Source organism: Leptospira semungkisensis (assembly GCF_004770055.1).
Taxonomy (GTDB): domain Bacteria; phylum Spirochaetota; class Leptospiria; order Leptospirales; family Leptospiraceae; genus Leptospira_B; species Leptospira_B semungkisensis.
On record NZ_RQEP01000005.1, the window covers coordinates 490,815 to 514,458 of the forward strand.

General features: G+C 42.8%; 23 protein-coding genes and 1 rRNA gene. 6 read left to right on the forward strand and 18 right to left on the reverse strand.

Going from position 1 to position 23,644, the window contains the following annotated elements; translation table 11 throughout:
* Positions 1 to 4: 4 nt before the first annotated feature.
* A complete protein-coding gene (locus EHO59_RS02415; RefSeq protein WP_135584394.1) occupies positions 5 to 589 on the reverse strand; it encodes a hypothetical protein in 585 nt (194 codons plus the stop codon).
* Between the two features lie 188 nt (positions 590 to 777).
* Here EHO59_RS02415 and EHO59_RS02420 point away from each other — a divergent pair, with 188 nt between their 5' ends.
* Positions 778 to 1,500: a SanA/YdcF family protein gene (locus EHO59_RS02420; protein ID WP_135584395.1), complete on the forward strand. Its 723-nt coding sequence runs from the start codon at positions 778 to 780 to the stop codon at positions 1,498 to 1,500.
* Here the strand turns inward: EHO59_RS02420 and EHO59_RS02425 are convergent.
* Positions 1,497 to 2,444, reverse strand: a complete 948-nt coding sequence (locus EHO59_RS02425; protein ID WP_135584396.1) for a GDP-mannose 4,6-dehydratase — start codon at positions 2,442 to 2,444, stop codon at positions 1,497 to 1,499. The two genes, EHO59_RS02420 and EHO59_RS02425, sit on opposite strands and share 4 nt — an antisense overlap.
* A gap of 93 nt (positions 2,445 to 2,537) precedes the next feature.
* On the opposite strand from EHO59_RS02425, the gene EHO59_RS02430 reads away from it, so the two are divergent.
* From EHO59_RS02430 to EHO59_RS02445, 4 genes are read left to right on the forward strand one after another with little or no spacing between them, the layout of a single operon-like run.
* Positions 2,538 to 3,542 carry an LIC_10202 family protein gene (locus EHO59_RS02430; RefSeq protein WP_135584398.1) on the forward strand — a complete coding sequence of 335 codons (1,005 nt, stop codon included), beginning with the start codon at positions 2,538 to 2,540 and terminating at the stop codon, positions 3,540 to 3,542.
* A complete protein-coding gene (locus EHO59_RS02435; RefSeq protein WP_135584400.1) occupies positions 3,539 to 4,630 on the forward strand; it encodes a glycosyltransferase in 1,092 nt (363 codons plus the stop codon). The genes EHO59_RS02430 and EHO59_RS02435 overlap by 4 nt, the downstream gene beginning before the upstream one ends.
* Positions 4,627 to 5,700 (forward strand): glycosyltransferase family 4 protein, encoded by a 1,074-nt coding sequence (locus tag EHO59_RS02440; RefSeq protein ID WP_135584402.1) that lies wholly within the window; start codon positions 4,627 to 4,629, stop codon positions 5,698 to 5,700. Before EHO59_RS02435 ends, EHO59_RS02440 begins: the two co-directional genes overlap by 4 nt.
* Positions 5,684 to 6,985: a glycosyltransferase family 4 protein gene (locus EHO59_RS02445; RefSeq protein ID WP_135584404.1), complete on the forward strand. Its 1,302-nt coding sequence runs from the start codon at positions 5,684 to 5,686 to the stop codon at positions 6,983 to 6,985. Before EHO59_RS02440 ends, EHO59_RS02445 begins: the two co-directional genes overlap by 17 nt.
* A gap of 1 nt (position 6,986) precedes the next feature.
* Here EHO59_RS02445 and EHO59_RS02450 read toward each other — a convergent pair whose 3' ends face one another.
* From EHO59_RS02450 to EHO59_RS02465, 4 genes are all read right to left on the reverse strand, one after another.
* Positions 6,987 to 7,307, reverse strand: a complete 321-nt coding sequence (locus tag EHO59_RS02450) for a DMT family transporter (RefSeq protein WP_135584406.1) — start codon at positions 7,305 to 7,307, stop codon at positions 6,987 to 6,989.
* 7 nt (positions 7,308 to 7,314) lie between these two features.
* On the reverse strand, positions 7,315 to 8,130 hold the full coding sequence (locus EHO59_RS02455) for an inositol monophosphatase family protein (protein ID WP_135584408.1): 816 nt from the start codon (positions 8,128 to 8,130) through the stop codon (positions 7,315 to 7,317).
* Between the two features lie 76 nt (positions 8,131 to 8,206).
* Positions 8,207 to 8,557, reverse strand: a complete 351-nt coding sequence (locus tag EHO59_RS02460; protein WP_135584410.1) for a YkvA family protein — start codon at positions 8,555 to 8,557, stop codon at positions 8,207 to 8,209.
* A 21-nt stretch (positions 8,558 to 8,578) separates the two neighbouring features.
* On the reverse strand, positions 8,579 to 9,517 hold the full coding sequence (locus EHO59_RS02465) for an RluA family pseudouridine synthase (protein ID WP_135584412.1): 939 nt from the start codon (positions 9,515 to 9,517) through the stop codon (positions 8,579 to 8,581).
* A gap of 144 nt (positions 9,518 to 9,661) precedes the next feature.
* Between EHO59_RS02465 and loa22 the strand changes: the two genes are divergently transcribed.
* Positions 9,662 to 10,228 (forward strand): OmpA family outer membrane lipoprotein Loa22, encoded by a 567-nt coding sequence (gene loa22, locus EHO59_RS02470; protein ID WP_135584414.1) that lies wholly within the window; start codon positions 9,662 to 9,664, stop codon positions 10,226 to 10,228.
* A gap of 118 nt (positions 10,229 to 10,346) precedes the next feature.
* Here loa22 and fumC read toward each other — a convergent pair whose 3' ends face one another.
* The 12 genes from fumC to EHO59_RS02530 all read right to left on the reverse strand — a co-directional run bounded on the left by fumC (position 10,347) and on the right by EHO59_RS02530 (position 23,569).
* Positions 10,347 to 11,741, reverse strand: a complete 1,395-nt coding sequence (gene fumC, locus EHO59_RS02475; protein WP_135584416.1) for a class II fumarate hydratase — start codon at positions 11,739 to 11,741, stop codon at positions 10,347 to 10,349.
* Positions 11,742 to 11,834: 93 nt separating this feature from the next.
* Positions 11,835 to 13,940 carry a hypothetical protein gene (locus tag EHO59_RS02480; protein WP_135584418.1) on the reverse strand — a complete coding sequence of 702 codons (2,106 nt, stop codon included), beginning with the start codon at positions 13,938 to 13,940 and terminating at the stop codon, positions 11,835 to 11,837.
* A 141-nt stretch (positions 13,941 to 14,081) separates the two neighbouring features.
* A complete protein-coding gene (locus tag EHO59_RS02485) occupies positions 14,082 to 15,344 on the reverse strand; it encodes a malic enzyme-like NAD(P)-binding protein (protein ID WP_135584420.1) in 1,263 nt (420 codons plus the stop codon).
* 43 nt (positions 15,345 to 15,387) lie between these two features.
* Positions 15,388 to 16,764 carry a tRNA uridine-5-carboxymethylaminomethyl(34) synthesis GTPase MnmE gene (mnmE, locus tag EHO59_RS02490; protein WP_135584422.1) on the reverse strand — a complete coding sequence of 459 codons (1,377 nt, stop codon included), beginning with the start codon at positions 16,762 to 16,764 and terminating at the stop codon, positions 15,388 to 15,390.
* 7 nt (positions 16,765 to 16,771) lie between these two features.
* Positions 16,772 to 17,482, reverse strand: a complete 711-nt coding sequence (gene jag / locus EHO59_RS02495) for an RNA-binding cell elongation regulator Jag/EloR (RefSeq protein ID WP_135584424.1) — start codon at positions 17,480 to 17,482, stop codon at positions 16,772 to 16,774.
* Positions 17,483 to 17,504: 22 nt separating this feature from the next.
* Complete coding sequence (gene yidC, locus EHO59_RS02500; RefSeq protein WP_135584426.1) at positions 17,505 to 19,364, reverse strand: membrane protein insertase YidC; 1,860 nt, start codon at positions 19,362 to 19,364, stop codon at positions 17,505 to 17,507.
* A 3-nt stretch (positions 19,365 to 19,367) separates the two neighbouring features.
* Positions 19,368 to 19,595 carry a membrane protein insertion efficiency factor YidD gene (yidD, locus tag EHO59_RS02505; protein ID WP_135584429.1) on the reverse strand — a complete coding sequence of 76 codons (228 nt, stop codon included), beginning with the start codon at positions 19,593 to 19,595 and terminating at the stop codon, positions 19,368 to 19,370.
* The gene (rnpA, locus tag EHO59_RS02510) at positions 19,592 to 19,912 is read right to left on the reverse strand and encodes a ribonuclease P protein component (protein ID WP_135586434.1); all 321 of its coding nucleotides are present in this window, start codon (positions 19,910 to 19,912) and stop codon (positions 19,592 to 19,594) included. Before rnpA ends, yidD begins: the two co-directional genes overlap by 4 nt.
* Before the next feature lie 9 nt (positions 19,913 to 19,921).
* The gene (gene rpmH / locus EHO59_RS02515; RefSeq protein WP_135584431.1) at positions 19,922 to 20,083 is read right to left on the reverse strand and encodes a 50S ribosomal protein L34; all 162 of its coding nucleotides are present in this window, start codon (positions 20,081 to 20,083) and stop codon (positions 19,922 to 19,924) included.
* Between the two features lie 141 nt (positions 20,084 to 20,224).
* A 5S ribosomal RNA gene (rrf, locus tag EHO59_RS02520) occupies positions 20,225 to 20,341 on the reverse strand.
* A gap of 45 nt (positions 20,342 to 20,386) precedes the next feature.
* Positions 20,387 to 21,220: a DNA-formamidopyrimidine glycosylase family protein gene (locus tag EHO59_RS02525; RefSeq protein ID WP_135584433.1), complete on the reverse strand. Its 834-nt coding sequence runs from the start codon at positions 21,218 to 21,220 to the stop codon at positions 20,387 to 20,389.
* A 9-nt stretch (positions 21,221 to 21,229) separates the two neighbouring features.
* Entirely contained in the window at positions 21,230 to 23,569 is a 2,340-nt protein-coding gene (locus EHO59_RS02530; protein WP_135584435.1) for a hypothetical protein, read from the reverse strand.
* Positions 23,570 to 23,644: the final 75 nt, after the last annotated feature.

Genomic DNA, 23,644 nt, shown 5'->3' on the forward strand with positions numbered 1-23,644 from the left:
TCCTTCACTTCAGGATGCCGGGTAAGGGCAGTATTATTCTTTCGGGAATAAACAAATTCAGAGGGAACCCGGGAGCTTCCCTTAGCTCTGCGGGTAGGGTTACGGTTTCCTTTTCCTTCCCCCTTTTCTTCTGCTCTGAAGTTAAAACCCTTTCGATCGCGAGCCGATGTGCGATTTGATTCATCCGGATTTCGGATGTATACTTTGCAATCGCATTCACGAGAAGTCGAACCCGAATCAAGTCCGGATTCTCTTCCATCAGGACTAATTCAAGTTCTACTTGTTTCGGAGAAAGTCGACGAAGCCATCTTTCATGCTCGTTCTTGTATCTCCGGTTCAGCTCAGCGATACGTTCTAGTTGAGGGTCTGTAAGAATATAACGACTTTTGAGATAATCTAGGTCACCGAAGATTACGCCAGCGGCTCTTTCATTTCGAAAGAAGGAAACAGTGCGAGTAAATTTAAGCTGGCTGGTGAGAACAGGTCGGATTGCCTCTTGAGAAAAAAGAGACGCCGGTAACAGAAACGTACCGGCCAGAGTAACTCTGACGAATGAATTCAGGAGATTCATGAGTCTGACTCGGTTCATAACCTAGTATACCTAAGACCCCAAATTAAGGGTTATGTTTCCAAAGATCGACTCCAAAATTCGGATCCTTGAAAAAAAGAAAGTGCCCAGGAATTAGGAGAACATAATTATGTGGCTCATTTCCAAATTCCCATGGATTTTTTCTTTTACACCCTCCAAAATCCTTTTATCCTCAATCGGAATTTCGTATGAGCTCGACTACCTCACAGTTTGGAGATCGGAAGGTCCAAAATCCTTGGAAAGGCCGGACCCGATTAGCACTTATATTGGTCGTCGGACTCTGCATCGGGATACCTGCGTCTATTGATCTATCAATCGAATGGGATTATGAAAACAAAAGTCCTCATGCCGGAAATTACCGTTCTTTAAGACCTGCAACAGTTGCAATCGTACCGGGAGCTTCGGTTTACAAAGGAGTTCCTTCTCCAGTTTTGCAAGATCGGTTAGACTGTGCGATTGAATTGTATCGTCAGGGTAAGGTTCGCAAGATCCTTCTCTCCGGAGACAATGGTACCAGTTATTATAATGAAGTGAAACCGATGCTTTTATATGTTCTAGAAAGGAATGTATATGAGAAGGATGTATTCGTAGATCACGCAGGCTTTCGAACCTTGGATACTTTGGTGAGAGCAAAGGAGATCTTTCAAGTTAAGGATGCGATCTTTGTGAGCCAAAGATTTCATCAACCTAGAGCTGCGTTCATTTCCAAAAAGATAGGTCTGGATCTGCAATCTTATGAATCGGACAGAAGATTGTACGTAAGCGGACCATTCAGTAGGTTTAGAGAATTCTTTGCGAGAACTCTTGCTTGGATCGATATGAATCTGACAAACACTGCTCCCAAGTATCTAGGCAAACCGTTTCCGATAGAAGGAAGCGGCGTCAAGACCTGGAAGGGCTCCGTCCTTTAGATAGAATATTCTGTTTTTTGAATATGTTGGAAGATTTCTTTGACCGCTTCTTTCACTGAGATCTTAGGTTCCCAACCCAAGGATTTCAACTTGGAATTGTCTCCCAAAGAACGACGCATATCCATAGGTCTCAATCTTCCAGGATCCGTTTTCGTTACGACTTTGGAATTTGCAAATTCAATGATCCATTCCAACACCTGTGCGATAGAAGTTTCAGTGCCGGAACATATATTATAGATTTCTTTATTCTTTCCCGACTCGGAAAGAAGGATATATGCATTCACAACATCCGTAACATGCAAGAAGTCTCGAGTAGGTGTCAGATCCCCCACCAAGATCTCGGAAGCTCCGGAGTTCTTGGAGACTGTATCCAATACCTGTTTGCAAAAATTAGGAACTACAAAGTTAGGATTTTGACCGACTCCGATATGATTGAAAGGACGCGCAATCAATGCCTCTATGTTCTTGGCTGAACGAGCATACTGTAAACAATACGTTTCTGCTGAAATCTTTGAAGAAGCGTACGGATTCAAAGGTTCCGGCACCAAACTCTCGGAGACAGGAAGATGTTCAGGTCTCAAGTTCCCATATACATCCGAAGAAGATACATATATGATCTTCACATTTTTGCCCGACTTGCGAAACCACTCTAGAAGGTTGAGAGTTCCTCCTACATTGATTGTTAACGTTTCGTTCGGATCTTCAATCGCCCTGGGCACAAATGTTTGGCCTGCCAGATGAAAGATAATATCGGGCGTATATTCGCTTAAAATGGAATGAATGGAAGAAGGATCTCTGAGATCGCAGGCTTGGTAGGAAAAAGGCAAATCCTTTATCTTAGGATGAAGGCCCAAGCCAAGGAGCTCCGACCCAGATTTTTTAAGAAGTTCCTGAATCAGGTAAGAACCTACGAATCCTTCTGCTCCAGTTACCAAATATTTCATGAAAGATTGTTCAATATGTCCTATAATCGGAGTAAAAATACGATTGTTTTGTCAAATACGAAAAAAACAATCGAATAAAAGTCCCGGACAAAGATGGAAGATAGATCCTCAGATATTATCGAAATCAAAGACAGTTCCGTCAACGTTCGGGAGCTGATGGAAGAGATAGAATCTAGGCTCGCGCGTAAGCCAGTTTCGAAAGAAGAACTAGATCGTCTTTCTCGCTGGAAGTTCTCTCCTCAATCTCCTGAAGGATATCGCGAATTCGATGCGGCAGAAACCGCTCATCTATTCGAAAAAGGGATCTCCCCTCCTAAATTCACCAATCCTAGATTCAAATATATCCGAGGTCCGATCCGCTGGGCCTTTATTAAATTAATCGAATTATATTCTTTCTTGGACAAAAAGCTCTCCGAGAACAGGACTCGCGCATTCTATAGCGTGTTAAACGAATTGATCCTTCTAAGAGGAGATCATGAAAAATTAAAACGCAAGTTCGAGAAATTCTACAATGAATTTGTGGAATTAAATTATTCCCTAAAGAGAGAGATCCATCCTGATTTCGTTTGGTCCAATGAATTCCTGTACGAAGAAGAAACTCTCGAAGAAAGTGAGACTATCATTCTTTCCAGATTGAATCCGGGAGATTCCGTTCTTGCAATCAATCCTGAATGGGGAAAATTCCTAAAACAATTGCTAAAAGCGCAGATCGAGTTCAAAGCAGTAGTCTGGAATTCTGCACAGTATTCTTATATTAAAGAGCAAGTCACCAATTCTATTCAGTTGCTGTCCTTCGAAGATCTGCTTCCTGCACCTCCTCTGCCGACAAAGATTGTCTCTCATTCTAATCTTTGCCTTTTGCCAAACTGGGTTCTCGAAAAATTATTCAAGAACTTAGCGGCAAAGACTTCTCCAGGCACGGAGTTTATATTCAGATATTCTAATTATTCCAATCGATTAGTTTCTCCATTTCAGCCAGTGCTATTGACCCAGATCGGAGAATCCGCTCTAAGAGAGTTCATTCATAAATTAGGTTTTAAGAATATAGTCGAAACAAAATCCAGCGACGGCTTCGTAATACTTAGCTTTAGAAAATGAAGGCATATCTCCATATTTCCGAGTTTAGGGACGGAGACGGGATCGGAAACGATATGAAGGGACTCTGGGAGGTCCTCAATTCTTCCGGGACAAAGACCCAAATCGTTTGTCAGAAAGACTTAAGCCAAGGCTCCATTCCTACTATCAAATCCGAAGATCTACAAAAGACAGAGGATTTGGATCCTTCTTCCATTCATGTACTTGAGTATGGCGGTTCGGGTTATTCCATCCCTGATTTTCTTTCCTTTCCCGGAAGAAAGTTCGTCCGCTATCAGAATATTACTCCGCCTAAATTCTTTAAACCATTCGTATCAACCGAACTCTATAGAAGCTTCGAATCAGATTATAAGAAATCCATAATAGAGCTGCACAGTTTAAAAAGATATGCAGAAGTATTTCTTGCAAGCTCCAAGTATAGTGCATCTAACTTGGAGGATCTAAATATAACGAATACAAAGGTATTGCCAATCGTTAAGAAGTATGTTTGGACGGGAAGAAAGCCACGTAAAAACAATTATACGATAGGATACGTAGGCAGACTTGTTCCGAGTAAAAAAATTGAGGATATCCTTCTATTGATCTATTTCTTAAAACGAATAGATCCGAAATACAGGATCCTTTTAATCGGAAATGTGCCTGCAATCTTTGGGTCCTATTTTTCTAGTTTAAAGCAAATGTGCAGGGAGTTAGGAATCGGTTCCAATGTTCAATTCAGAATGGGAGTCTCCGATTCGGAGATTGCAAGATTCTGGGAAGAGATGGATGCATACGTAAGCATGAGCGAGCACGAAGGCTTTGGGATCCCATTAGTAGAAGCTGTCAGCAATGATATTCCGGTTTTTGCATACGCTTGCACCGCTGTTTCGGAAACCTTAAAAGGCGCAGGCTATCTTTTCAGAAAAAAAGATATAGAAAGCCTTAGAAAATTAGCAGAATGGATCCATTTCATTTTAGAAGCGGAGCATTCCAATCTGGACGGATCCTACGCTTCCTCCAGAAGAAAGGAAGTTTGCATGGATTATAACTCCATGCCTTTCGATCGATTCCTAAAACAGATCTTTACCTTTAGAGAAACTGCAGCACTATGATCTTCAATAAAAGAGGAGTTCACCAATTTGCTGCGGGCTTTAATATCGGAGACGCAATCTCGAACGAGATGAGCTCTCTCAAATCGGTTTTCAGAAAGATAGGATACTCTTCCGAAATTTTCGCGGAGAATACCGGTCCGGGAACGGATACCCTTGTTAAAAAGTACAAGGCTTATGCCCATAAAAGCAAGGACATACTAGTCTATCACCATTCCATTCATTCCGATGTATTAGAAACGATCTTAAAAGCTAAAAATCCTAAAATTCTAATATACCACAATGTAACTCCGGATCATTTCTTTGAGAAATACGATCTTAAGCTTACGTATCTGCTTCGCAAAGGAAGAGAAGAACTGGAACTTTTAAGAGATAAGTTCGACAAGGTATTTGCAGTTTCCGAATACAATAAATCCGAATTGATCGATCTGGGTTTTGAGAATGTGGGATTACTTCCCATCACATACCAATTGCCACAAGGAAATTCGGAACGAGCAAAGCCTTCCCCTAAACCAATATCGAATTCTCCACGTTTCTTATTTGTAGGTAGGATCACTCCGAATAAAAAGCAGGATGATCTGATCCGATTTGCCTACCAATATCTGAAAACCTACGGCCCGGAATTTCAGCTGTTTATAGTGGGCTTCAGCTCTAAAGAACTGTATCTCTACAGAGAAGAATTAGAGAGGATGTTGGATTTTTACAAGCTTAGAGAAAATGTGATCATCACCGATTTTCTTTCGGAAGAAGAATTGAAAGAGATGTATTCGAATTGCGATCTCTTTCTCTCGATGAGCGAACACGAGGGTTTTTGTGTTCCTCTATTAGAGGCAATGGTCAATAATATTCCTATCCTTGCCTACGATGGAGGAGCGGTGAAGGAAACATTGGCTGGAGCCGGAGTCCTATTTAAAGAAAAACGAATGGACCTTATCGTTGAGCTGGCCCACAAAATGACTACGGATGGATCGATGCGAGATTCCATTCTGGAAACCCAGGAGAGAAGATTGCAAACCTTCTCTCAAATCAATGCAGAAACAGTATTGAGGCCTGTCCTTGCTAAACTCGCGTAGAAGACTAGCGGTCGTTACTCCTATTTTCTCGGAGCAGATCTCCGGAGGCTCGGAGAAATTGATCTATCAATATACTCTAATGCTTTCTAAGTTCTATGAGGTCACCGTACTTGCAACGCGTTCCCTGGATTATATCACTTGGAAGAACCAAGTTCCAGTAAAGAGTCTAGAACCGGTACTTCTCGGAAAGGACTTGGAGAAAAAGGTCAGTCAAGAGTGGATCGATACTGAAAACGAAGATCGAATCAGAGTACTTCGCTTCTCCGTAGAAAAAGAAAGAAATATCCGAAAGTTCAATCAATACTCGGATAAACTATTCCGTTCATTCGAATACGCCCAGGCAGGAAAGTCCAAGTTCGGGGCCCAACTAGATAAGGAAAGAATTTGGATCGATATGCAGGGGCCTTATTGTCCGGAGCTTATCCAGTATATTGAGACGAACGAAAGAGATTATGATGTATTCGTTTTTGTTTCTTACCTCTACTATCCGATGGTATACGGACTTCCACTCGTTGCAAAGAAAGCTGTAGTGATTCCTACCTTGCATGACGAGCCTCCTGCTCGTTTATCAGTTTATTCTAATTTGTTCAAGGATGATTCCGCATACTGCTTCAATACTCCTGAAGAGAAGGACCTATTTCACAAATTATACGGTTATAATCCCAGCTTAGGCAGTGTGATCGGAATGCATCTGCCCATTCCTGAGATGAAGAAAGAACCTTCTCCTAAGAATACCCAAGATTCTTTTGATTTCCTCTATGTAGGAAGAATAGATGAAGGAAAGGGAGTTCTAGAAATGGCAGAGTACTTTTCAGAATGGCAGAAAAAAAGCGGACGCAATGATGTATTAACTCTGATCGGAAAAGGAGACGATAAACTTCTTCAAAGAATATCAAAATTCCCTCATATAAAGCCGCTTGGTTTTGTAAGCGAAAAGGAGAAAGACGATCAGATTGCTAGTGCGGATATTTTGATCAATCCTTCTCCGATGGAAAGTTTTTCCATCATTCTCATGGAAGCCTGGATCCGACTGAAAGCAGTCCTAGTGAACGGAAGATCTGATGTGCTCAAAGGACATTGTTTGAGAAGCAACGGTGGATTGTATTATTCCGATCAAGATAGCTTCTCCGCAATCGCAGATTATTTAGTAAGTCATCGAAAAGAAAGAGAAGAGATGGGGACAAACGGAAAGAAATATGTTCAGTCAAATTTCAATCCGGAAGTAGTAGAGAAAAAACTAGTCCGCATCGTTGAGAGATGCATTCGAAGAAGATATTCGGAATAATTTACTCTCCTCCGAAAAACTTCAAGCCTACCACAGAAAAGATCAGAGTGGATAAAAAGAAGATCCTCCACATGGATGTGGAATCTCCGAAAGCTAAGATGCCTATAATCGCAGTGCCAGCCGCTCCGATCCCAGTCCAAACTGCATACGCAGTTCCCAGAGAAATACTTTGAGAAGCGCGATTCAAGAAGAAGAAACTAAGTACCGCAAATACCAAAAACCCTAAGGAATATCTCCAATCCTTAAAGCCGTCGGAGAGCTTCATGCAAGTAGTAAAGCCTACTTCAAAAAAGCCGGCGAGTATTAAGAAAATCCAACTCATAGAATTATTAGAAGCTTAGAAACTCTTCTAAGATCTCCACCATTCGATCGTGAAGGATCCCATTCGAAGCGATTACATTAGTGATATAAGGATGAAATGTATTATTCGCAAAGGTGCTCAGTTTGCCTCCAGCTTCCTGAAGAATTGCAGCAGCAGCAGTCATGTCCCAAGGCTTCAGATCTTCTTCCCAGAATGCATCGAATTTTCCTTCGGCTACCCAGCATATATCCAAACCCGCAGAGCCTGTTCGTCTCACTCCTCTAGATCTTAGGATAAAATTCTTCAGATTAAACATGAGCCTGTCTATCTTCTCTTCTCTATCATACGGGAAACCGGTGCAAAGAAGTGCCTTTCTCATCTCTTTTGTTTCGGAAACACGGATCTGAGTCTTGTCTTTGAATGCGCCTCCACCTAGAGTAGCGTGATACACTTCTCCTAGGGCCGGCATAGGAACGATGCCCATCACTGCGGATTTTGTTTCTATATCTTCCAAGCCTATGCAACAGCAATACAAAGGAAGTCTATGAGAATAATTTACAGTTCCATCTAGAGGATCTATGATCCACTTAAAACGAGTGCTCCCTTCGTAAGCCGATCCTTCTTCTCCCAATATATGATCTTGAGGGAAAGACTTTCTGATTTCAGAAACGATCAATTCTTCGGAGCCTTTATCTGCTACGGTTACCAGATCGGATTCGATAGATCCTTTATGAGAAATTTGCAGATCTTCTCTTTCATGAGTCTTCTTTAAGAATTCCATGATTCTCGGAGAGAAGTTCAGGAAATGTTGGTATCGGAGACGGATTTCGTTTTCGTAGCTCATCGGGAATATATTCTTTGAAGCTCATTCTTAGGCGAGTCGCCTAAAGGTAAAGTAAGTAATCCTAAAAACGGATCCGCTATTTGTCCGGCGTTTCTTTGATCTCGATCTGTCCGGAATTCAAGAAGTCTTTTGCTTTCTTCTTATGTTCGTCTTTTACATAAATAGAAGCTGCTGTGAGAACTGCAGCTACGACTCCAGCATCGTCTATGTAACCTGCTCCGAAAAGAATGTCCGGGATAGCATCAAACGGAGTTAAGAAATAAGCGAGCGCTCCTGCAATTGTCAGCTTTGCTTTTAAAGGAGTATCGGGATCCAACATCGCGTAATACAAAGCAATCGCGTCGGGCAAGAATGGCACCTTCCCCGCGACCTTCTTTACCTTGGGCCAGAAACCTTCTTTGATCTTCTCGATTTTATCGTCTTCCATGTGAGTTGGTCCAACCGTCAGCTAGAAGTTCTCCAGGTTGTTTTCAAAATTCTTAAATCGTTCCGGGATTGGCAAAACGATCTGGACCTCTTCCCCGCTAAACGGATCAGTAAATTCCAACCAATAAGAAAGCAAAAGCAAGCCGTAGTTCTCGAATAATTGCGCATTTCTAGAATATAATAAATCTCCTACAACCGGACTTCTTAGGCTTTGGAGATGCACTCGGATTTGATGAGTTCTTCCGGTTTCTAGGTCGGCTTCGATAAGGGAGAATTTTCTACCGTTCTTGGAAACTGCAGTTTGTAATACCTGGTAATGAGTGATAGATGGCCTTCCTTTCGTAGTGACTGTCATCTTCAGCCTTTCTACCGGATGCCTTCCAATCGGCTTGTCTATCGTGCCTTCTCCTTCCGGAAGACTTCCTTGGACCCAAGCCAGATATTTCTTAGTAATATTCCTTCTTCTAAAAAGCTCAGAAAGCTTTGCATGAGCGCTATCATTCTTGGCAACGATCATCAAACCTTCTGTAGGCTTATCCAAACGATGCACGATCCCTGGTCTTGCCTCTCCCCCAATCGAGGAAAGTTCTTTAAATTTATATAAAAGTCCGTTGATCAATGTTGTAGATCTATCTCCCGGCCCACTATGAGAGGCAATCCCAGCAGGCTTTCGGATGATTAAATACTGAGGGGTTTCTTTCAGAACCTCTATGTCCATTTTTACAGGAGTTAGATTCATAGGAGGCTTTGGAGGAACGGAGATCCGAAACTCTTCCCCTGGGCTTACTTTATAAGAAGACTTTGAGATGATCTTTCCGGAACCATCTTGGACCCATCCGGAATCGATCCAGTGTTGGATAGAAGCTCTCGAGATCTCATCTCCCAGAAAATCTTTCAAAAATTTATCGATCCGAGATCCTTCGGATTCGGCGTTAGCTTCGGCATGGAGTTCGAGGTTCATAATAGTTTTCCTGAGAAATACGAGACCATAGGAGCGGACTCATTCAGTGCGGATCTTTAAAAAAGATTTCCCATTTTCCGAGAATCAGTATATCTTGGATAAATTCATCGAATAAACCCCAACCTTAATCAAGGAAGGAAACAAATGGTAAAAAAAATTCTTAATATCCTGCTCGTCGGTGCAACGGTTTTTTCCATCGCTCTCTGCTCTTCCGGAGAAAAAAAAGAGCAAGCCGCTCCCGAGCCTGGTTCTGAGCAAAATGCTGCGGCATCTCGTAACGTCAACGTTGACTCACCTGCAGACGTTATTAATAATCAAATCAAAGACTTCCGTTATCCGGATGGAATCACTCGTCCTGGATTCAGCTACAAAAAAGCTGATGTTAGCGCGGGAGACTTCAGCGAATGGTCAAAAGCAAATATTGCTGTGATCAAAGACGGAATTTCCAAACTTCCTGATGCTTGGGCTCTGGAAATTACAGGACATACTGACCAAGTAGGACCTGAGCAAGCTGAAGGCGATAAAAAAGGAAACGTTTTCTACGGAGACATTCGCGCAAAAGCAGTGAAACAAGCTCTGGTTAAACAAGGAATTCCTGCAAATCGCATCGTAGTTAAGAGCGCTGGTTCTTCTTCTCCAGTTTCCGGATTGGATGCAAAAGACCCTAAAAACCGCAGAGTTACCTTCAAGTTCGTAGAGCAAGGTAAGTAATTCTCTAAAAAAGTAGTTTATCCTGAACTACAAAAAGGGCGGTGTTAAAACCGCCCTTTTTTTATGTCCGAAGCTTTTTTGGCAACGGGCTATTTGTCTGGCTGATCTCTAAATGATCTCAGTCCACTCCCGGAGAAATCATTTTCTCAGGAAGCACCCATTGGTCGAATTGCTCGCTAGTTAAGAGGCCCAACTCGATACCGGACTCTTTTAGGCTGGTGCCTTTCTTGTGAGCATTCTTAGCAATCTTAGCAGCATTATCGTAACCGATATGAGGATTCAAAGCAGTAACCAACATTAAGCTGTTTTTCAAGTGTTCGTTGATCTTTTCTTTGTTCGGTTCGATTCCTCTTGCGCAATGTTCTTCAAAAGAAACTGCAGAGTCTGCAAGAAGTCGGATAGAATTCAAAACATTGTGAATGATTAGCGGCTTGAAAACGTTCAACTCGAAGTTTCCCGATGCTCCACCTATATTCACAGCTACATCATTCGCAATTACTTGAGAAGCTACCATGGTCATTTGCTCGGACTGAGTAGGATTCACTTTTCCAGGCATGATAGAAGAACCAGGTTCATTCTCAGGAATAGAGATCTCGCCGATCCCACATCTAGGTCCGGAAGAAAGCCATCTCACATCGTTTGCGATCTTCATAAAAGAAGCTGCAATCGTTTTCAGGACTCCATGAGTTTCTACCAAAGAATCGTGAGCCGCCAGAGCTTCGAATTTATTCTCTGCGGAGATGAAAGGTAATCCGGTCTCTTTCGCGATCTGAGCGGCGGCCTTTACAGCAAATTCAGGATGAGTATTCAATCCTGTTCCTACTGCAGTTCCACCCAATGCCAGTCTATAGACCGACGGAAGAACAGCTTTCACTCTCTCGATATTGTATTCTAATTGCTTTACGTAACCGGAGAATTCTTGGCCCAGAGTAAGTGGGGTTGCATCTTGCAAGTGAGTGCGCCCGATCTTGATGATATTCTGGAATTCAGCCGACTTCTTCTTTAAAGTATCCTTAAGTTGTTCCAATGCTGGAAGAAGTTTCTTTACCAGCTGCTCTGCAGCTGCAATATGCATTGCTGTCGGAAACGTATCATTAGAAGACTGAGCCTTGTTCACATCATCATTCGGATGAATTGGCTTCTTGGAACCTTTTGTTCCTCCGGAGATCTCTATCGCTCGATTAGAAATAACTTCGTTGGCGTTCATATTGGTCTGAGTTCCGGAACCGGTCTGCCAAACACTTAAAGGGAAATGCTCATCCAATTTGCCTGAGATGACTTCGTCTGCCGCTTGTAAGATCAGATTTTTTTTCTCTTCGGTCAAGAGTCCAAGTTGAGCATTTACAATCGCTGCTGACTTTTTCAGAACTCCCAGAGCTCTGATCATCTCACGAGGGAAACGATCGTTTCCTATATGAAAGTGATGTAGGGATCTTTCGGTTTGAGCTCCCCAGTATTTGGAATCATCTACTTCGATTTCTCCCATGGAATCGGTTTCGATCCTAGTTTTCATGAATCCTCCGTTCAATAGCTGTTGAAATAAAATAGGTTGGATTTCCGGATTGGAAAGGGACTGTGCAGATCCGCAAATCTTTGTTAAAAGAAATTACTCGTCTCGGAATTTACGAAGAGTGTCGGCCAAAGCAGCAAACTCAGGTTTCTTTGCAGTGACGTTCTCCAAATATTCCAAAGTGGAGTCCAACCAGGCGGAATCAGATTCTAATTCTTTCCGAATGAATACATGTCGGATCGAATTCATAGAGCGAATCTCGATATATCTCCGCTTCTGGTCATAGTACATTAGGTCGGCTACTTTGTCTTTTCCGAATTCCGGAGAAGAAATGGCCGCTACAACTTCATCCAGCCAGATGATTCCGTTATTCTTACGATCCACATAATCAATAGATTTCTGAACCTTAGCCGAGATGAGAGTGGATTTTTCCTTAGGGCCCATAAGCACTCCCAAGGATTTCTTTGGTTTCGGAGGCTCTTTTTCAGCAGCAGGCTCATTCGATTTAGAAGCAGCAGGTTTCTTGTTCTGCTTTGCGGTTTGGTACTCGTCGGCAGGTTCCAGATCCTTCTTCAAAGGAGAAGAAATGCTTACGCCGAAGAGCCCCAATATCCATTCTAACAATTTTACAAGAAAGGACTTTGAATCTTGGATTGCTTTGAGTCTTAGCTTCTCATTTTCTTTTTCCCAATCTGCAATTGCCTTGGAGAGACGGATTTGTTCATCTATAGCGATCTCCGAATCCACTCCTTCTACCACATCTTTTAGAAAAGCATAAATTCCTTTCGGCTGACCGTTCTTGCGGATCAGATTATGGATAGAAGTTCTTCTCTCCTTGTTCGCTAAGAAAGAAGAAACAACGTTCTCGATCGCAAGCGCGACCACACCCGGAGAATTTCCGGTAATTTTTTCTCTAGTAAGAATATCATTTCTAGTCTTGAATCTTTCCAAGATCTGATCCAAAACTTCAGTCTTACTCAAACCTGATTTCTTAATGGAGGAATCTTTGATCTTTATGGAAGAAAGGTCCACAGCCAAAGGCTCTTTGGATTCTCGAATACGAACTACTATATCGCTGAATGCAAGGTTTACTAAGGATTCTTTTCTCAAGCTAGAAAGAGAATCCATGGATTGGGAAAGCACTTCGAATGCCTGCAAGAATACGTCGGAACCTTCCCAAGTTTTACCTGAAGTAAAGGCAGGGTGTTTTTTTAATTCTTGTATGAACTGCGCGCCTTGGTGAGTTCCAGACGGTTGGATCCAACCGGATTGTTCTCCTGGAAGAAGAGAGGTAAGGATCCTTCTTCCTAGATTTATAAAGATTTCATAGATGATTTCGATTTCAGTCTCATCCGTTGCGGTTTCCTTCTTCACATCTAAAGAAGTTTCGCCTACAAGTTCTTCTAAAGAAGGTTGGATCACATGGAATTCAAGATGCAAGCGAAGCAAAGGAGAACGAGAGCCTCTCTTTTCAACGGCGAGTAACGCTTCCGGATCCGCTTTAATCTGTCCCAAGAATTGAATGACTTCATTCGGCTTTTTGGCAAGAAGAGAGATCAGAGAGGCAAGTATATCATCTCTAAGTTTAAAGTTCCTTTGAAGAAAAGACTCTACAGAAAGAGTCTTTGTGTTCCTCATCGAAATGGGAAGGTTCTTAGAATCCTGAAAGTCGATCAGATTTCCCTTATCGTCCGCATTCAAGTACTGTCGTAGCACCCAATCTCTCAGCTCACCGGCGGCTCTTCTTTCCGCCAAATTCAGATCTCTTCTTATTATATATTGCAGAAAGGCAGCAGCACTCTGCGCTAAACAAGTGGATTTGATCTTTTGGATCTGATCTGCTCTACGAGAAGCGGGCCGAATCGCAACATTTGCGAGACCGAGTTCCTTCGTCTCTTCTGACAGAAAAAGATATTGATAGAGAACAAATCCATTCTTGTCCTCGAAATATTTCAGATCCGCAGGTTTGAGGAATTGAAGCTGCTCGAATTTAGCGAGCGCGAAAGGAGAATAATTGAACAAGAAGAAGTTTTCTACTCCCTTCTCGATCATGTCCAGATCGCGCATCGCTTTAGGATTGGTTTGAAGTAAGAGGTTGCGGAGTTCTTCCTCCGGGATCAGGTCCGTTCTATCTAAAGGAACGACACCTTCTTCCGGAGTTGGGTTCGGAGCCTGGGATGAATTGCTTTCCGTTTCGGGCATATGCGCTTCCCTTTCGCTCCGGTCGTGTTGACTAGCGATTTGCGTGACCTAATATTTTATTTTCGGAAACGAATCACTGCATTCTTGAGCGCGATCTAAGAAGTTTAGACGTTTATTTATTACGCTTTGCTTCGGAGAAGGCTAAGCTCTCATCAAACCTTCCAGGAAGGAGACGTATTTTTCTCTTCCGGGATATGGTCTTCTGGCGGTCCCGCTTTGGACAGCAGCTTCTGCAACGGCAGGTGCAACATGATACAGAACCCTTTGGTCAAAAGGCTTAGGGATTAAGTAATCAGGACCGAATACGAATTTCTCTCCGCCGTAAGCAAGACTCACTGCTTCTGGAACTTCTAACCTGGCAAGTTCCGCCAATGCTCTTGCTGCAGCTAATTTCATTTCTAGAGTAATATGCTTGGCTCTTACATCCAAGGCTCCTCTGAAAATAAAAGGAAAACCTAGAACGTTATTCACCTGGTTCGGCATATCACTTCGACCAGTTCCCATAATAATATCAGGTCTTACCTGCTTAGCAACTGCATACGGAATTTCCGGATCAGGATTTGCTAGGGCAAAGATTACCGGATTCAGTGCCATGGACTTTACCATGTCCTCGGTCACCATATCAGCCACCGAAACACCTACAAAAATATCCGCATCTTGCATTGCATCTGCTAGAGTACGAGCTTTTGTATTTTGAACGTATTTTTGTTTGGTAGAATTCAGATCCGTTCTTTCGGAATGGATCACTCCTTTTGTATCTACCAAGAAGATCTGCTCTTTACGGATCCCAATATGTTGCACTAGTTCTGCAATCGCGATCCCAGCAGCTCCCGCTCCGCAGATCACTAGTTTTACATCGCTTGGACGTTTGCCATTGATCTCGAATGCGTTCAATAGACCGGCTACAGTAATGATCGCAGTTCCATGTTGGTCATCATGAAAGACAGGGATATTCATTCTCTTGATGAGTTCTTCTTCTATATAAAAACTTTCGGGAGCCTTGATATCTTCTAAGTTAATCCCACCGAAAGTAGGCTCGAGCATTTGGACCGTCTTAATGAAATCATCCGGATCCTTTGCATCGACTTCGATATCGTAAACATCAATCCCAGCGAATTTTTTAAAAAGGACAGCCTTACCTTCCATCACAGGTTTTCCTGCAGAAGGACCTATATCTCCCAATCCCAAGATTGCAGTTCCGTTAGTGATAATGCCGACTAAGTTTCCTTTATTAGTGTACTCATACACTAGGTCCGGATTTTCTTTGATTTCCAGACAAGGGTAAGCGACTCCAGGCGAGTATGCCAGGGACAGGTCAAAGGAATCCCGAGTAGGTTTAGTAGGAACAACTTGTATTTTACCCTTTGGATGTAGGGAATGATATTCGAGGGATTTTTCTCTCATAGGAATAAAACCAATCTTTTCGCTCGGGGAAAGAACGAAAACCTTATTTCCCGACGCAGAACTTACTGAAGATTCTTCCAAGGATTTCTTCGGTGTCTACGCGGCCGTTCACTTCACCGATCTGTTCTAACGCGGAATCTATCTCTTTAATATATATCTCCGCAGGCGCTCCGTCACTCATGAGAGCAACACAGTTCTCCAAACTTCTAGTAATTGAAGTAAAATGGAAACGATTCCTCTCTTCCAAAAGGACATAATCTTCAGAACTTTCCAAACCTTGCAGTTTTTCTGAGATTTTTTGGACCAAAGCGTCCAAACCTGTTCTAGTCTTACAGGAAATTTCAACGACCATGGTGCCCGAATAATTTTTGCGAAGGATAAACTGTGGATCCCAACTTGGATCACGAATATCACTTTTGTTCGCCGCCACGATCGCACCTTCAATTTTGGATCTGTTTTCTTCCGCAAATTTCTCCCAATCCATCGCTTGAGAAACATCGATGACTAAAACTCTAACGTCAGCCTGAGAGAATTCCTTCTCGCTTCTCTCGATCCCCATTTTTTCTATTCTGTCGCCTGTCTCTCTGACTCCGGCAGTATCGATCAGTCGGATGGGAACACCCGAAAGTAAAAATTCTTCACTAATATAGTCTCTGGTGGTTCCGGGAATTTCGGAGATAATGGATCTATCTCTTCCCAAGATCAAATTCATGAGACTGGATTTGCCGGTGTTTGGCTCTCCGTATAAGACGACTCTACTTCTCTCCAAGAGATTCTCTGCGGCGCTTGACTTGTGAAGAAGGTTATTGCAGATCTCAGCGATCTTGCGAATTCGATTCTTTCTTTCTTCAAAGGATTCGTATGTCAAATCTTCGGTTGAGAAATCGATCTCCGCTTCACATTCCGCCTTTAGAGAAATCAATTGGCTTCTTAAGTTAGAAGTAAGACGTGAAATTTCTCCGAAAGCATTCTTCTGAGCAAGCTCCAGCTCGAATCTGGATCTTGCACCTATGATCCTTCCGATGGCTTCTGCCTCGTTCAGATCTAGTTTAGAATTTAAGAAAGCTCTCTTAGTGAACTCGCCTTGCTTTGCAGGCCTTGCGCCCGACTTAAACAAACATTCCAAGGCTTCTCTAAGAAGAATGGGATTTCCGTGAGTATGGATTTCGCAGAGATTTTCTCCCGTAAAAGAATTAGGACCTGCGAAATATAGAAATACTACTTGGTCTAGTTTCTTCTCACCGTCTATGAAACGGCAAGTATATGCGAACCTAGGTTGAATGGAGGACATGAGAAGAGGATCGCCATAGAAAGATAAATGTTTATAAGCGATCTGTAATGCTTCCGGACCGGATATTCTCAGAATACCGATAGCGCCCGCCCCGGAAGCCGTAGATATAGCAGCTATTGTATCAGCCACAATCGATTCAGTAGTCGTTCACTTCCTCGAGAAGATCCCCGTTAGGGCTCTTATCAACGACGTCTTTGTACTTGTGTTTGTCTTTCATAGGAATGATACGCACTTTTTTGTACGTTCCGTTCCCTTCCGATCTAGTGAAGACTTTCTCGTTTTCCTGCAGAGCCATGTGAACGATCCTTCTTTCAAAAGGATTCATAGGTTCCAGCAGTTTAGACTTTCCGGATTTTGCAACGGAAGAAGCTACCGATTTGCTCAATCTGATCAAAGATAATTCTCTTTTATCTCTGTAAGATTCAGTGTCTAGAACGATCTTGCGCCCGTGGCGAATCTTGGAATCAACCATCAAGTTCACAAGGAACTGAAGTGCGTCCAAGGTTGCTCCGCGTTTTCCAATGATCAATCCGGACTCACGACTTGTGAGTTCGATATAGATCTTTCCATCGACGTCTCCCATTCCCACCACTTCAGCTTCCACACCCATCTTGCGAAGAAGGGTAAGGACCACTCCGTGAATGATCTTCTCTGCAGGAAGATCAAAGTTGGAAACGAAGGCACGTACTACGGCCGGTTTTTTTTGTGTTAGTCCTAAAAATCCGGACTTACCAGATTCGACGGTCTCAAACCGCACGTCTCCGGGCTCCAGTCTTAAGGTCTCTAGTGTGATCTCTTCAGCTTCGGCTTTTGTTTTGCCTTCGGCCTCGAAAATATAGTTTTCCATATCGTATCCTCGATATATGAATTCAGGCTCTTACAGGAGCTTCGTCTTTCTTACGAATATTCGTTAACCATTGTTGAGCAATAGAAAGGACGTTAGTCACGGTCCAATATAATGTCAGTCCGGACGGCATGCTCCAAAGGAAAAATACCATCATTACCGGCATCAGATACATCATCATCTTCTGATTCGGATCCGTTTGAACGGAAGTCAGCTTCATAGAAAGGAACTGAGTTCCTACCATTAATAAGACTAATAGATTTAAGGAAATTCCGGTCGCAGAAAGATAAGGGATCGCAGGGGAAGTCCAAATAAAATCAGGCTCGCTTAGATCAGTGATCCAAAGAAAAGGAGACTTCCAAAGATCGATCGTATCCGCAAATGCCACATACAACGCGAAGAAGATCGGCAATTGGATTAACATAGGAAGACATCCTCCCAACTGAGAGAGTGGATTCATATTGTGCTTTTTATAAAGCTCCAACATCTTCTCTTGCTTTTTGGCAGGATCGTTTACGTACTTCTCATTGATCTTTTTAAGTTCAGGAGAAAGAGCGCTCATCTTCTTCATTGCTTCCGCTTGTTTTTGGTTCAGCGGATAGAAAACCAATTTAAAGATAAGAGCAAACAGAAGGATCCCGAACCCGAAGCTTGGGATCGTATATTTATACGATTGTTTTAAGAACCAGACGATTCCGTTTCGGATAGGAGTAAAGATCCCTTGGTTAAAGGATTTGTTTAGATCGGAACTTAGGCCCGCGAAAGCCGATTTAGGATTCTTGAAAGGATCCAATTTCGGATCTCTGAACAGCATACCGTCCCATTCTCTGATCCCGACGTAATTCGCAAATTCCAATGTCTCGTCCTTTCCAGGCTCGAGAGAAATATTAGAATAAGCTAATATCGTTCCAGTTTCGTTTTTCTTTCTATTGTCGAATAGAGCGCCTTCGGCCGGATGATTTAGAGTGTCCACAACCGCTAAGAAGTAACGGCTACCTGCTCCAGCAAAGTCTACACCTTCTCCGGAAGCCCAAACTTCTTTGAAGTTCTCATTTCCGTTCGGAGGGCCAAAGAAGAAATTACGAATTCCTTCCCAGAATCCCCAAGCATCTCCACCGTCCGGAAGATCTTTCTCACTTCCGTCTATTCTATACACGCGGAAGAATTTAGATAATTCCTGAGCATTCGGTTCTCTTGTTTGAGGCAAAGGCCCTAAACTTCCGAAAGTCCTTAGATAAGCAGGCTTCTCACGATCTCCGAAATAGAGTTTTTCTTTTCCGAGGTTAGTAACGGTAATTTCAGATTTAAAATAATTTTCAGTCGGAAAGAAGCGGAATACTTTCTTGAGCAAAACTCCGTCTTTCGTTGCGTAGAAGGTAACGGTTCTGTTTTCTTTATCTTCTTCTGCCTTGAAGTTGATCTTATTCCATTCAGAATGAGCCACTTCTTCTTTCTTATGAGAGAAGTTGAAGTCGAAGCCTTTTCCGCGAGATAGTTCGATAGCCTTAACTTTTTTGCCATCTACTTCAATCTCTTGGTAATCCGCTCTAGCAATATTGATCTCATTGCCTTCGATATCTTTATAATTCTTAATATAGAATTTTTCGATCCTTCCACCCAAACTAGAAAGAGTAACTACGTGAGAGTCGGTAGTGAAAGTGAATGTCTTTACGTCCTTAGCATCGACTGTAGAAATCGCTGCCGGAGTTTGAGGCTTCTGCTCGTGACTAGCTTCTTTAGAAGCATCTTTATTTTCCGTAACCGGTACGGGCTTATTCGGTTGTTTTTGCTTTTCGCTCTCCGGATTGAAGAAGTAGTTCCCGAGGAACCAAATTCCCATTGTGAGTACTAAAGCAAGAAAGAGTCTATTTTGTCTGTCGTCCATTTCCTATTTCCTTCTAGGGTTAGGGGGTAAGGGGTCGTCGCCTGCCGCAAAGAGAGGATTGCATCTGAGAATTCTCTTTGCGCTTAAAAAAGATGCGTTGAAAAAATCGTATTCTTGGAAGGCCTGAACTGCGTATTCGGAACAGCTAGGAGTGAATCTGCAGGAAGGCGGAAGAATAGGTGAGATCCAACGTTTGTAAAATCGGATCAGTAAGATGGCTAGTTGATTCATTTTATTTTTTGAGCCAGCAGACTCAAACAAGCCAGAAGTTGGGAATGATCTTTATCGAATAGGCTCGGTTTCGCTAGTATCGCGATATCGAAGCCTTTTGGAAAAGAACCTGCTGTTTCGGCAACGGCAGCCCTTAATCTTCTCCGTATTCGATTTCTTCGAACGGCCTTTCCGACCGATCTTTCCGGGCAGTATAAAAACCTATTTTTTTCTAAGGCGTTCGCCCGATAGATGATCGTTAACGGAGGATTGGTTGCCCTTTTTCCGGAAGCGAAAAGCTCCCTAATATCCTTCTTGGATGTAAGCGTCTCTTCGATATAGGTTCGTTAGAATTTCTTACCAGTTCTTTCGTCAGAAACGGTTAGCTTGTAACGACCTTTAGCTCTTCTGCGGGCGAGAGTTTTTCTTCCGCCGGGGGTCGCCATTCTGGCGCGGAATCCGTGGGTACGGGCACGTTTAATCCGGCTGGGTTGGTATGTTCTTCTCATATAGTTCCCTGTATCTCTAAGATTGCAGTATAGGACCCTGAAATTAGTCCTTCGGGTTTACATTTTTTCCCGAAGAGCCAAGGGTCAATCCGTTTCTTGAACGGACTTCACGCGATTTGTATAATGGAATCAATAATGGCAACCCGGCAACGTCCTACTCTCCCACACAGCGAACCATGCAGTACCATCAGCGATGAGAGGCTTAACTTCCGTGTTCGGGATGGGAACGGGTGTGACCCTCTCTCTATAATCACCGAGAATCTTTGGACAGTTTGGAATTGAGCTCTCTCTTGTCAAACCTATTTAGTAGGTTTTGTTCCAGTCGATGAATTGTTCGCCGGCCATTCTTTGGCAATTGGGACAGAAGAAGGAATCGTGGCCCAGAACGTTTGCCCTTCGAATCGTAGTGCCGCACCTTGGGCAGGGTTCATTTTTTCGGTTTCTTACCTTTACATGGTCTCGGACTTTCACATCCAAAGGAGCCTGCTTCTTTCGAATATATTCTATCGAATTCGTTAAGATAGTCTTGATACTTAGATAGAGTTGCTTCTTCTCCTCTTCTTGGAGTTTATAACAGGGAGTCTTAGGATGGATCTTTGCATCGAATAATACCTCGTCGGCGTAGGCATTTCCGAGAGCGCTTAATTTCGTTTGGTCCATGAGAAAGGCACGTGTCTGTTGCCTGCTCTTGTTCAGTCTGTTTAAGAATTCTTCTTCCGTAAATTCGTCCGAAAGAAGATTGATTCCTTGGTCGGTATACTTAGGGATCTGGTTGTAGTATTCAGGTTCCGTAAAGTATACTTTCCCCATTCGAACATCGTCTGCGTAATTTAAGACCTTATTTTGAAAACGAATTCTAACGCAAAGATCCTTCTTTTTATATTTTGGATCCAAGGAGAATCTACCCGCAAGCATAGGATGAATGACTAGATTCTTTGAACCGAATTGAAAATTCAAAAAAGGACCATTCCGTTCCAAGCCTTCAAAGGGAAGATTGAGAAAGGAATTCTCAGACTGACCGCCTGTAAGATTTCGAACCACGATTGGATCGACGATCTCTATGGCTTGGATGATCTCGCCGGGAAGTTCCTGGACAAGCCTTTCTTGTATGATGACTAGATCGGGAAGCTCTGGCATGAGCGGCTCTTATTTCTTTTTACGGCTTGGAAGATACTTGTAGTATTCGACTTCGATAGTATTAATTAAAAAAGTATAATATTTTACGAGCTTCTTATCATACTTTTTCTTTTGGGCCTCATTGCGTAAGAATTCAGAAATCTGATCCCGGATCAACGGAGCCTTTAGATCGGAATGACTTAGAATAATAGAGCTAGGCATTCCGATCGGCACAATCTCATCAGGGATAGCGATCGTGGCCGAATTCTGCAAGAGCGCATATTCAACTGTAGAAGCAACTTTATCATCGTCGGACTCGGTTCTCAAATGGGCCACTGACTGACGGATATTTTCTATATTCTCCCAGATCTTCTTTCTAAGAGATTTAGAATCATGGATCTTGTCTTGGATCTTAGTAAAACGATTCGGGAACACGAATCTTTCGGCGCCTTTCGAGATCAGGCTCACTTTTTTCTCTTTCGGACTTTCTCCTTTTCCGAAGTGATCGTCAGCGTCGTCATCATCGCTGCTTACATAATAATCACTCACAGTGGAGATGCTCGAATAATCCGCTCTAAATCCTCCGCCACCTGAAGACGGCTTGCCTCCTAAACCGAGAATATCCGATTTGTCTCTTTCTCTGAAGAATACAGCAAGCAATCCGCCGATCACAAGAGAAACAGGAAGTCCTACTAAGATGACCCCTGCTGCATTGAAATGTACGCTCGCAATCAGGAAGAATAACATAGTTCCCACAAATCCAAGTAACCCCATGGAAAGATTGAATTTCTTCGCGAGAGCCTCACTTTTCTGACGCTCTTCTACTTCTCTTTCCATGATCATCGCGTCTTGCTGTAGCTTGACAACGTAATCCGCTTTTAACATGGAATTCAATGCAGGATTCTTAGAACTAACCAAGGATGCGTTAATCTCTTTCGCGATAGCAAGATCCTTTTCGATCATAGGATTCACTTTCGCTTCTGCAGTCAGCTTATGCAATACTGCGGCCATGTAGCCAGGATCGACAGCGTAGATTTCCGTCCCGCCTTCTTCCTTCTTGATCTCTTTCATCCCGAATTTGGTTTTGAGTTCGGAAACGATCTCTTGGGTATATTTAGAAACTAGTTCAGGATCCGAAATCCCAACGGCATCCAATCTCTTCTCCGGAATAAACCGAAAAAGAGTCTGATTGTTCTGAGAATTTTCTTTGATCTGATTTTGGAGCCTATTCTTTAGACTCTTAAAGGCACCTTCTACCTTTCTCTCACTTAAAAGAGCTTTTTCTTGGATAAGCTTTCGGATGATCGCAACAGATTGCATGCAAGTCTCTGCGACTCTCTTGCCTAGATCGTCCTTTTCTTTGTCGAAAGGAAAATCTTGCACAAGCTGAATGAGAGCTTCTACCTTCTCGCTATTCTGTTTCTTGCCCGGCTCTGCATTCCCATGAAGAGCTTCAAAATCCTGAATGCGGCCTCGGAACAAAGTGTAACCCGCTCTTTCCGAAAGTTGTTTCAAATAATTTAATGCGAATACTTCTAATGCGTCGCTTTGCGCACGATAGTGAGAAATAATCTCCGGTTGATTCACATACGTTCCGTCAGGATTCAATTGCAAATCATCCAAGATCAAATGATAATCTGGAAGGATCTCGATCACTGCCTCTTTGTTCTTTGCATAATTCACAAAGTCCCAAAGGAAATCATTCATCGGAATATAACTGTACGGTGAGAATCCTCTTTTGAGAAGGCTCGCCATCTCGGACTGTAAAGAAGCTAATTTAGGATAAAGCCAGATCTGTCCTGCCTTGTTCTTATGAAGGAGCATGGCTCCAGGACGATCCTCTTCTAAAGCCCTAGGTTTTTTAGCTCTGTTGTTTAAGATGAGATCTATTGTTTCTTCCGAAAAATTAAAACATGCCTTGCGATAAGGAGTAACGTCGGTCTTCGCTTCCTTTTGCGGGGAAGCTAACGCGATCTTAGCAAGGACCTTGTTCCCGTTCCGAACGAGGAACGGATACATGAGCATGGATTTATTTCTTCCTCGCTTTTCGGTATCCAGCAATTGGCGAAGAGCCATATCCACAGAAGGAGGGGACTTTGCCTGTTCGCTTAGATTGCGATACTTGTTCAGCAATTCTCCGAGTTTATCTAAAGTAAGAAGGTAAGAAGGATGAACGCTTTTAGAACCGTGTTTTTCGGTCTTCTTATGCCAGTCTCTAAGTTCGTCTAGAATGCAACGAGCAGTTGCAGAGAGCCCGACAGCGCCATCGTTTAAGAAGATATAATCCGGCGCCAGGGCTTCTAAGTCAGGAGCCTTGGTTTGACTGGAGGCTAACTCCTCGAAGGATATTTCTTGCTCCAAGGTTTCCATATCTACACCGTATTTGGACAACAATCCAATGAAGGAAAATTTCTATTTGTTTCCTTCCGACCAGAATCCCTAACG

Bases quoted from the DNA above. Each gene is read 5' to 3' on its own strand.
- EHO59_RS02425 (WP_135584396.1), bottom strand. From the start codon at position 2,444: ATGAAATATTTGGTAACTGGAGCAGAAGGATTCGTAGGTTCTTACCTG.
- loa22 (WP_135584414.1), top strand. From the start codon at position 9,662: ATGGTAAAAAAAATTCTTAATATCCTGCTCGTCGGTGCAACGGTTTTT.
- fumC (WP_135584416.1), bottom strand. From the start codon at position 11,741: ATGAAAACTAGGATCGAAACCGATTCCATGGGAGAAATCGAAGTAGAT.
- jag (WP_135584424.1), bottom strand. From the start codon at position 17,482: ATGGAAAACTATATTTTCGAGGCCGAAGGCAAAACAAAAGCCGAAGCT.
- EHO59_RS02460 (WP_135584410.1), bottom strand. From the start codon at position 8,557: ATGGAAGACGATAAAATCGAGAAGATCAAAGAAGGTTTCTGGCCCAAG.
- EHO59_RS02440 (WP_135584402.1), top strand. From the start codon at position 4,627: ATGATCTTCAATAAAAGAGGAGTTCACCAATTTGCTGCGGGCTTTAAT.
- EHO59_RS02530 (WP_135584435.1), bottom strand. From the start codon at position 23,569: ATGGAAACCTTGGAGCAAGAAATATCCTTCGAGGAGTTAGCCTCCAGT.
- yidC (WP_135584426.1), bottom strand. From the start codon at position 19,364: ATGGACGACAGACAAAATAGACTCTTTCTTGCTTTAGTACTCACAATG.
- EHO59_RS02480 (WP_135584418.1), bottom strand. From the start codon at position 13,940: ATGCCCGAAACGGAAAGCAATTCATCCCAGGCTCCGAACCCAACTCCG.
- rpmH (WP_135584431.1), bottom strand. From the start codon at position 20,083: ATGAGAAGAACATACCAACCCAGCCGGATTAAACGTGCCCGTACCCAC.
- yidD (WP_135584429.1), bottom strand. From the start codon at position 19,595: ATGAATCAACTAGCCATCTTACTGATCCGATTTTACAAACGTTGGATC.
- EHO59_RS02430 (WP_135584398.1), top strand. From the start codon at position 2,538: ATGGAAGATAGATCCTCAGATATTATCGAAATCAAAGACAGTTCCGTC.
- EHO59_RS02450 (WP_135584406.1), bottom strand. From the start codon at position 7,307: ATGAGTTGGATTTTCTTAATACTCGCCGGCTTTTTTGAAGTAGGCTTT.
- EHO59_RS02455 (WP_135584408.1), bottom strand. From the start codon at position 8,130: ATGAGCTACGAAAACGAAATCCGTCTCCGATACCAACATTTCCTGAAC.
- EHO59_RS02485 (WP_135584420.1), bottom strand. From the start codon at position 15,344: ATGAGAGAAAAATCCCTCGAATATCATTCCCTACATCCAAAGGGTAAA.
- EHO59_RS02420 (WP_135584395.1), top strand. From the start codon at position 778: ATGAGCTCGACTACCTCACAGTTTGGAGATCGGAAGGTCCAAAATCCT.
- EHO59_RS02415 (WP_135584394.1), bottom strand. From the start codon at position 589: ATGAACCGAGTCAGACTCATGAATCTCCTGAATTCATTCGTCAGAGTT.
- EHO59_RS02525 (WP_135584433.1), bottom strand. From the start codon at position 21,220: ATGCCAGAGCTTCCCGATCTAGTCATCATACAAGAAAGGCTTGTCCAG.
- EHO59_RS02465 (WP_135584412.1), bottom strand. From the start codon at position 9,517: ATGAACCTCGAACTCCATGCCGAAGCTAACGCCGAATCCGAAGGATCT.
- EHO59_RS02435 (WP_135584400.1), top strand. From the start codon at position 3,539: ATGAAGGCATATCTCCATATTTCCGAGTTTAGGGACGGAGACGGGATC.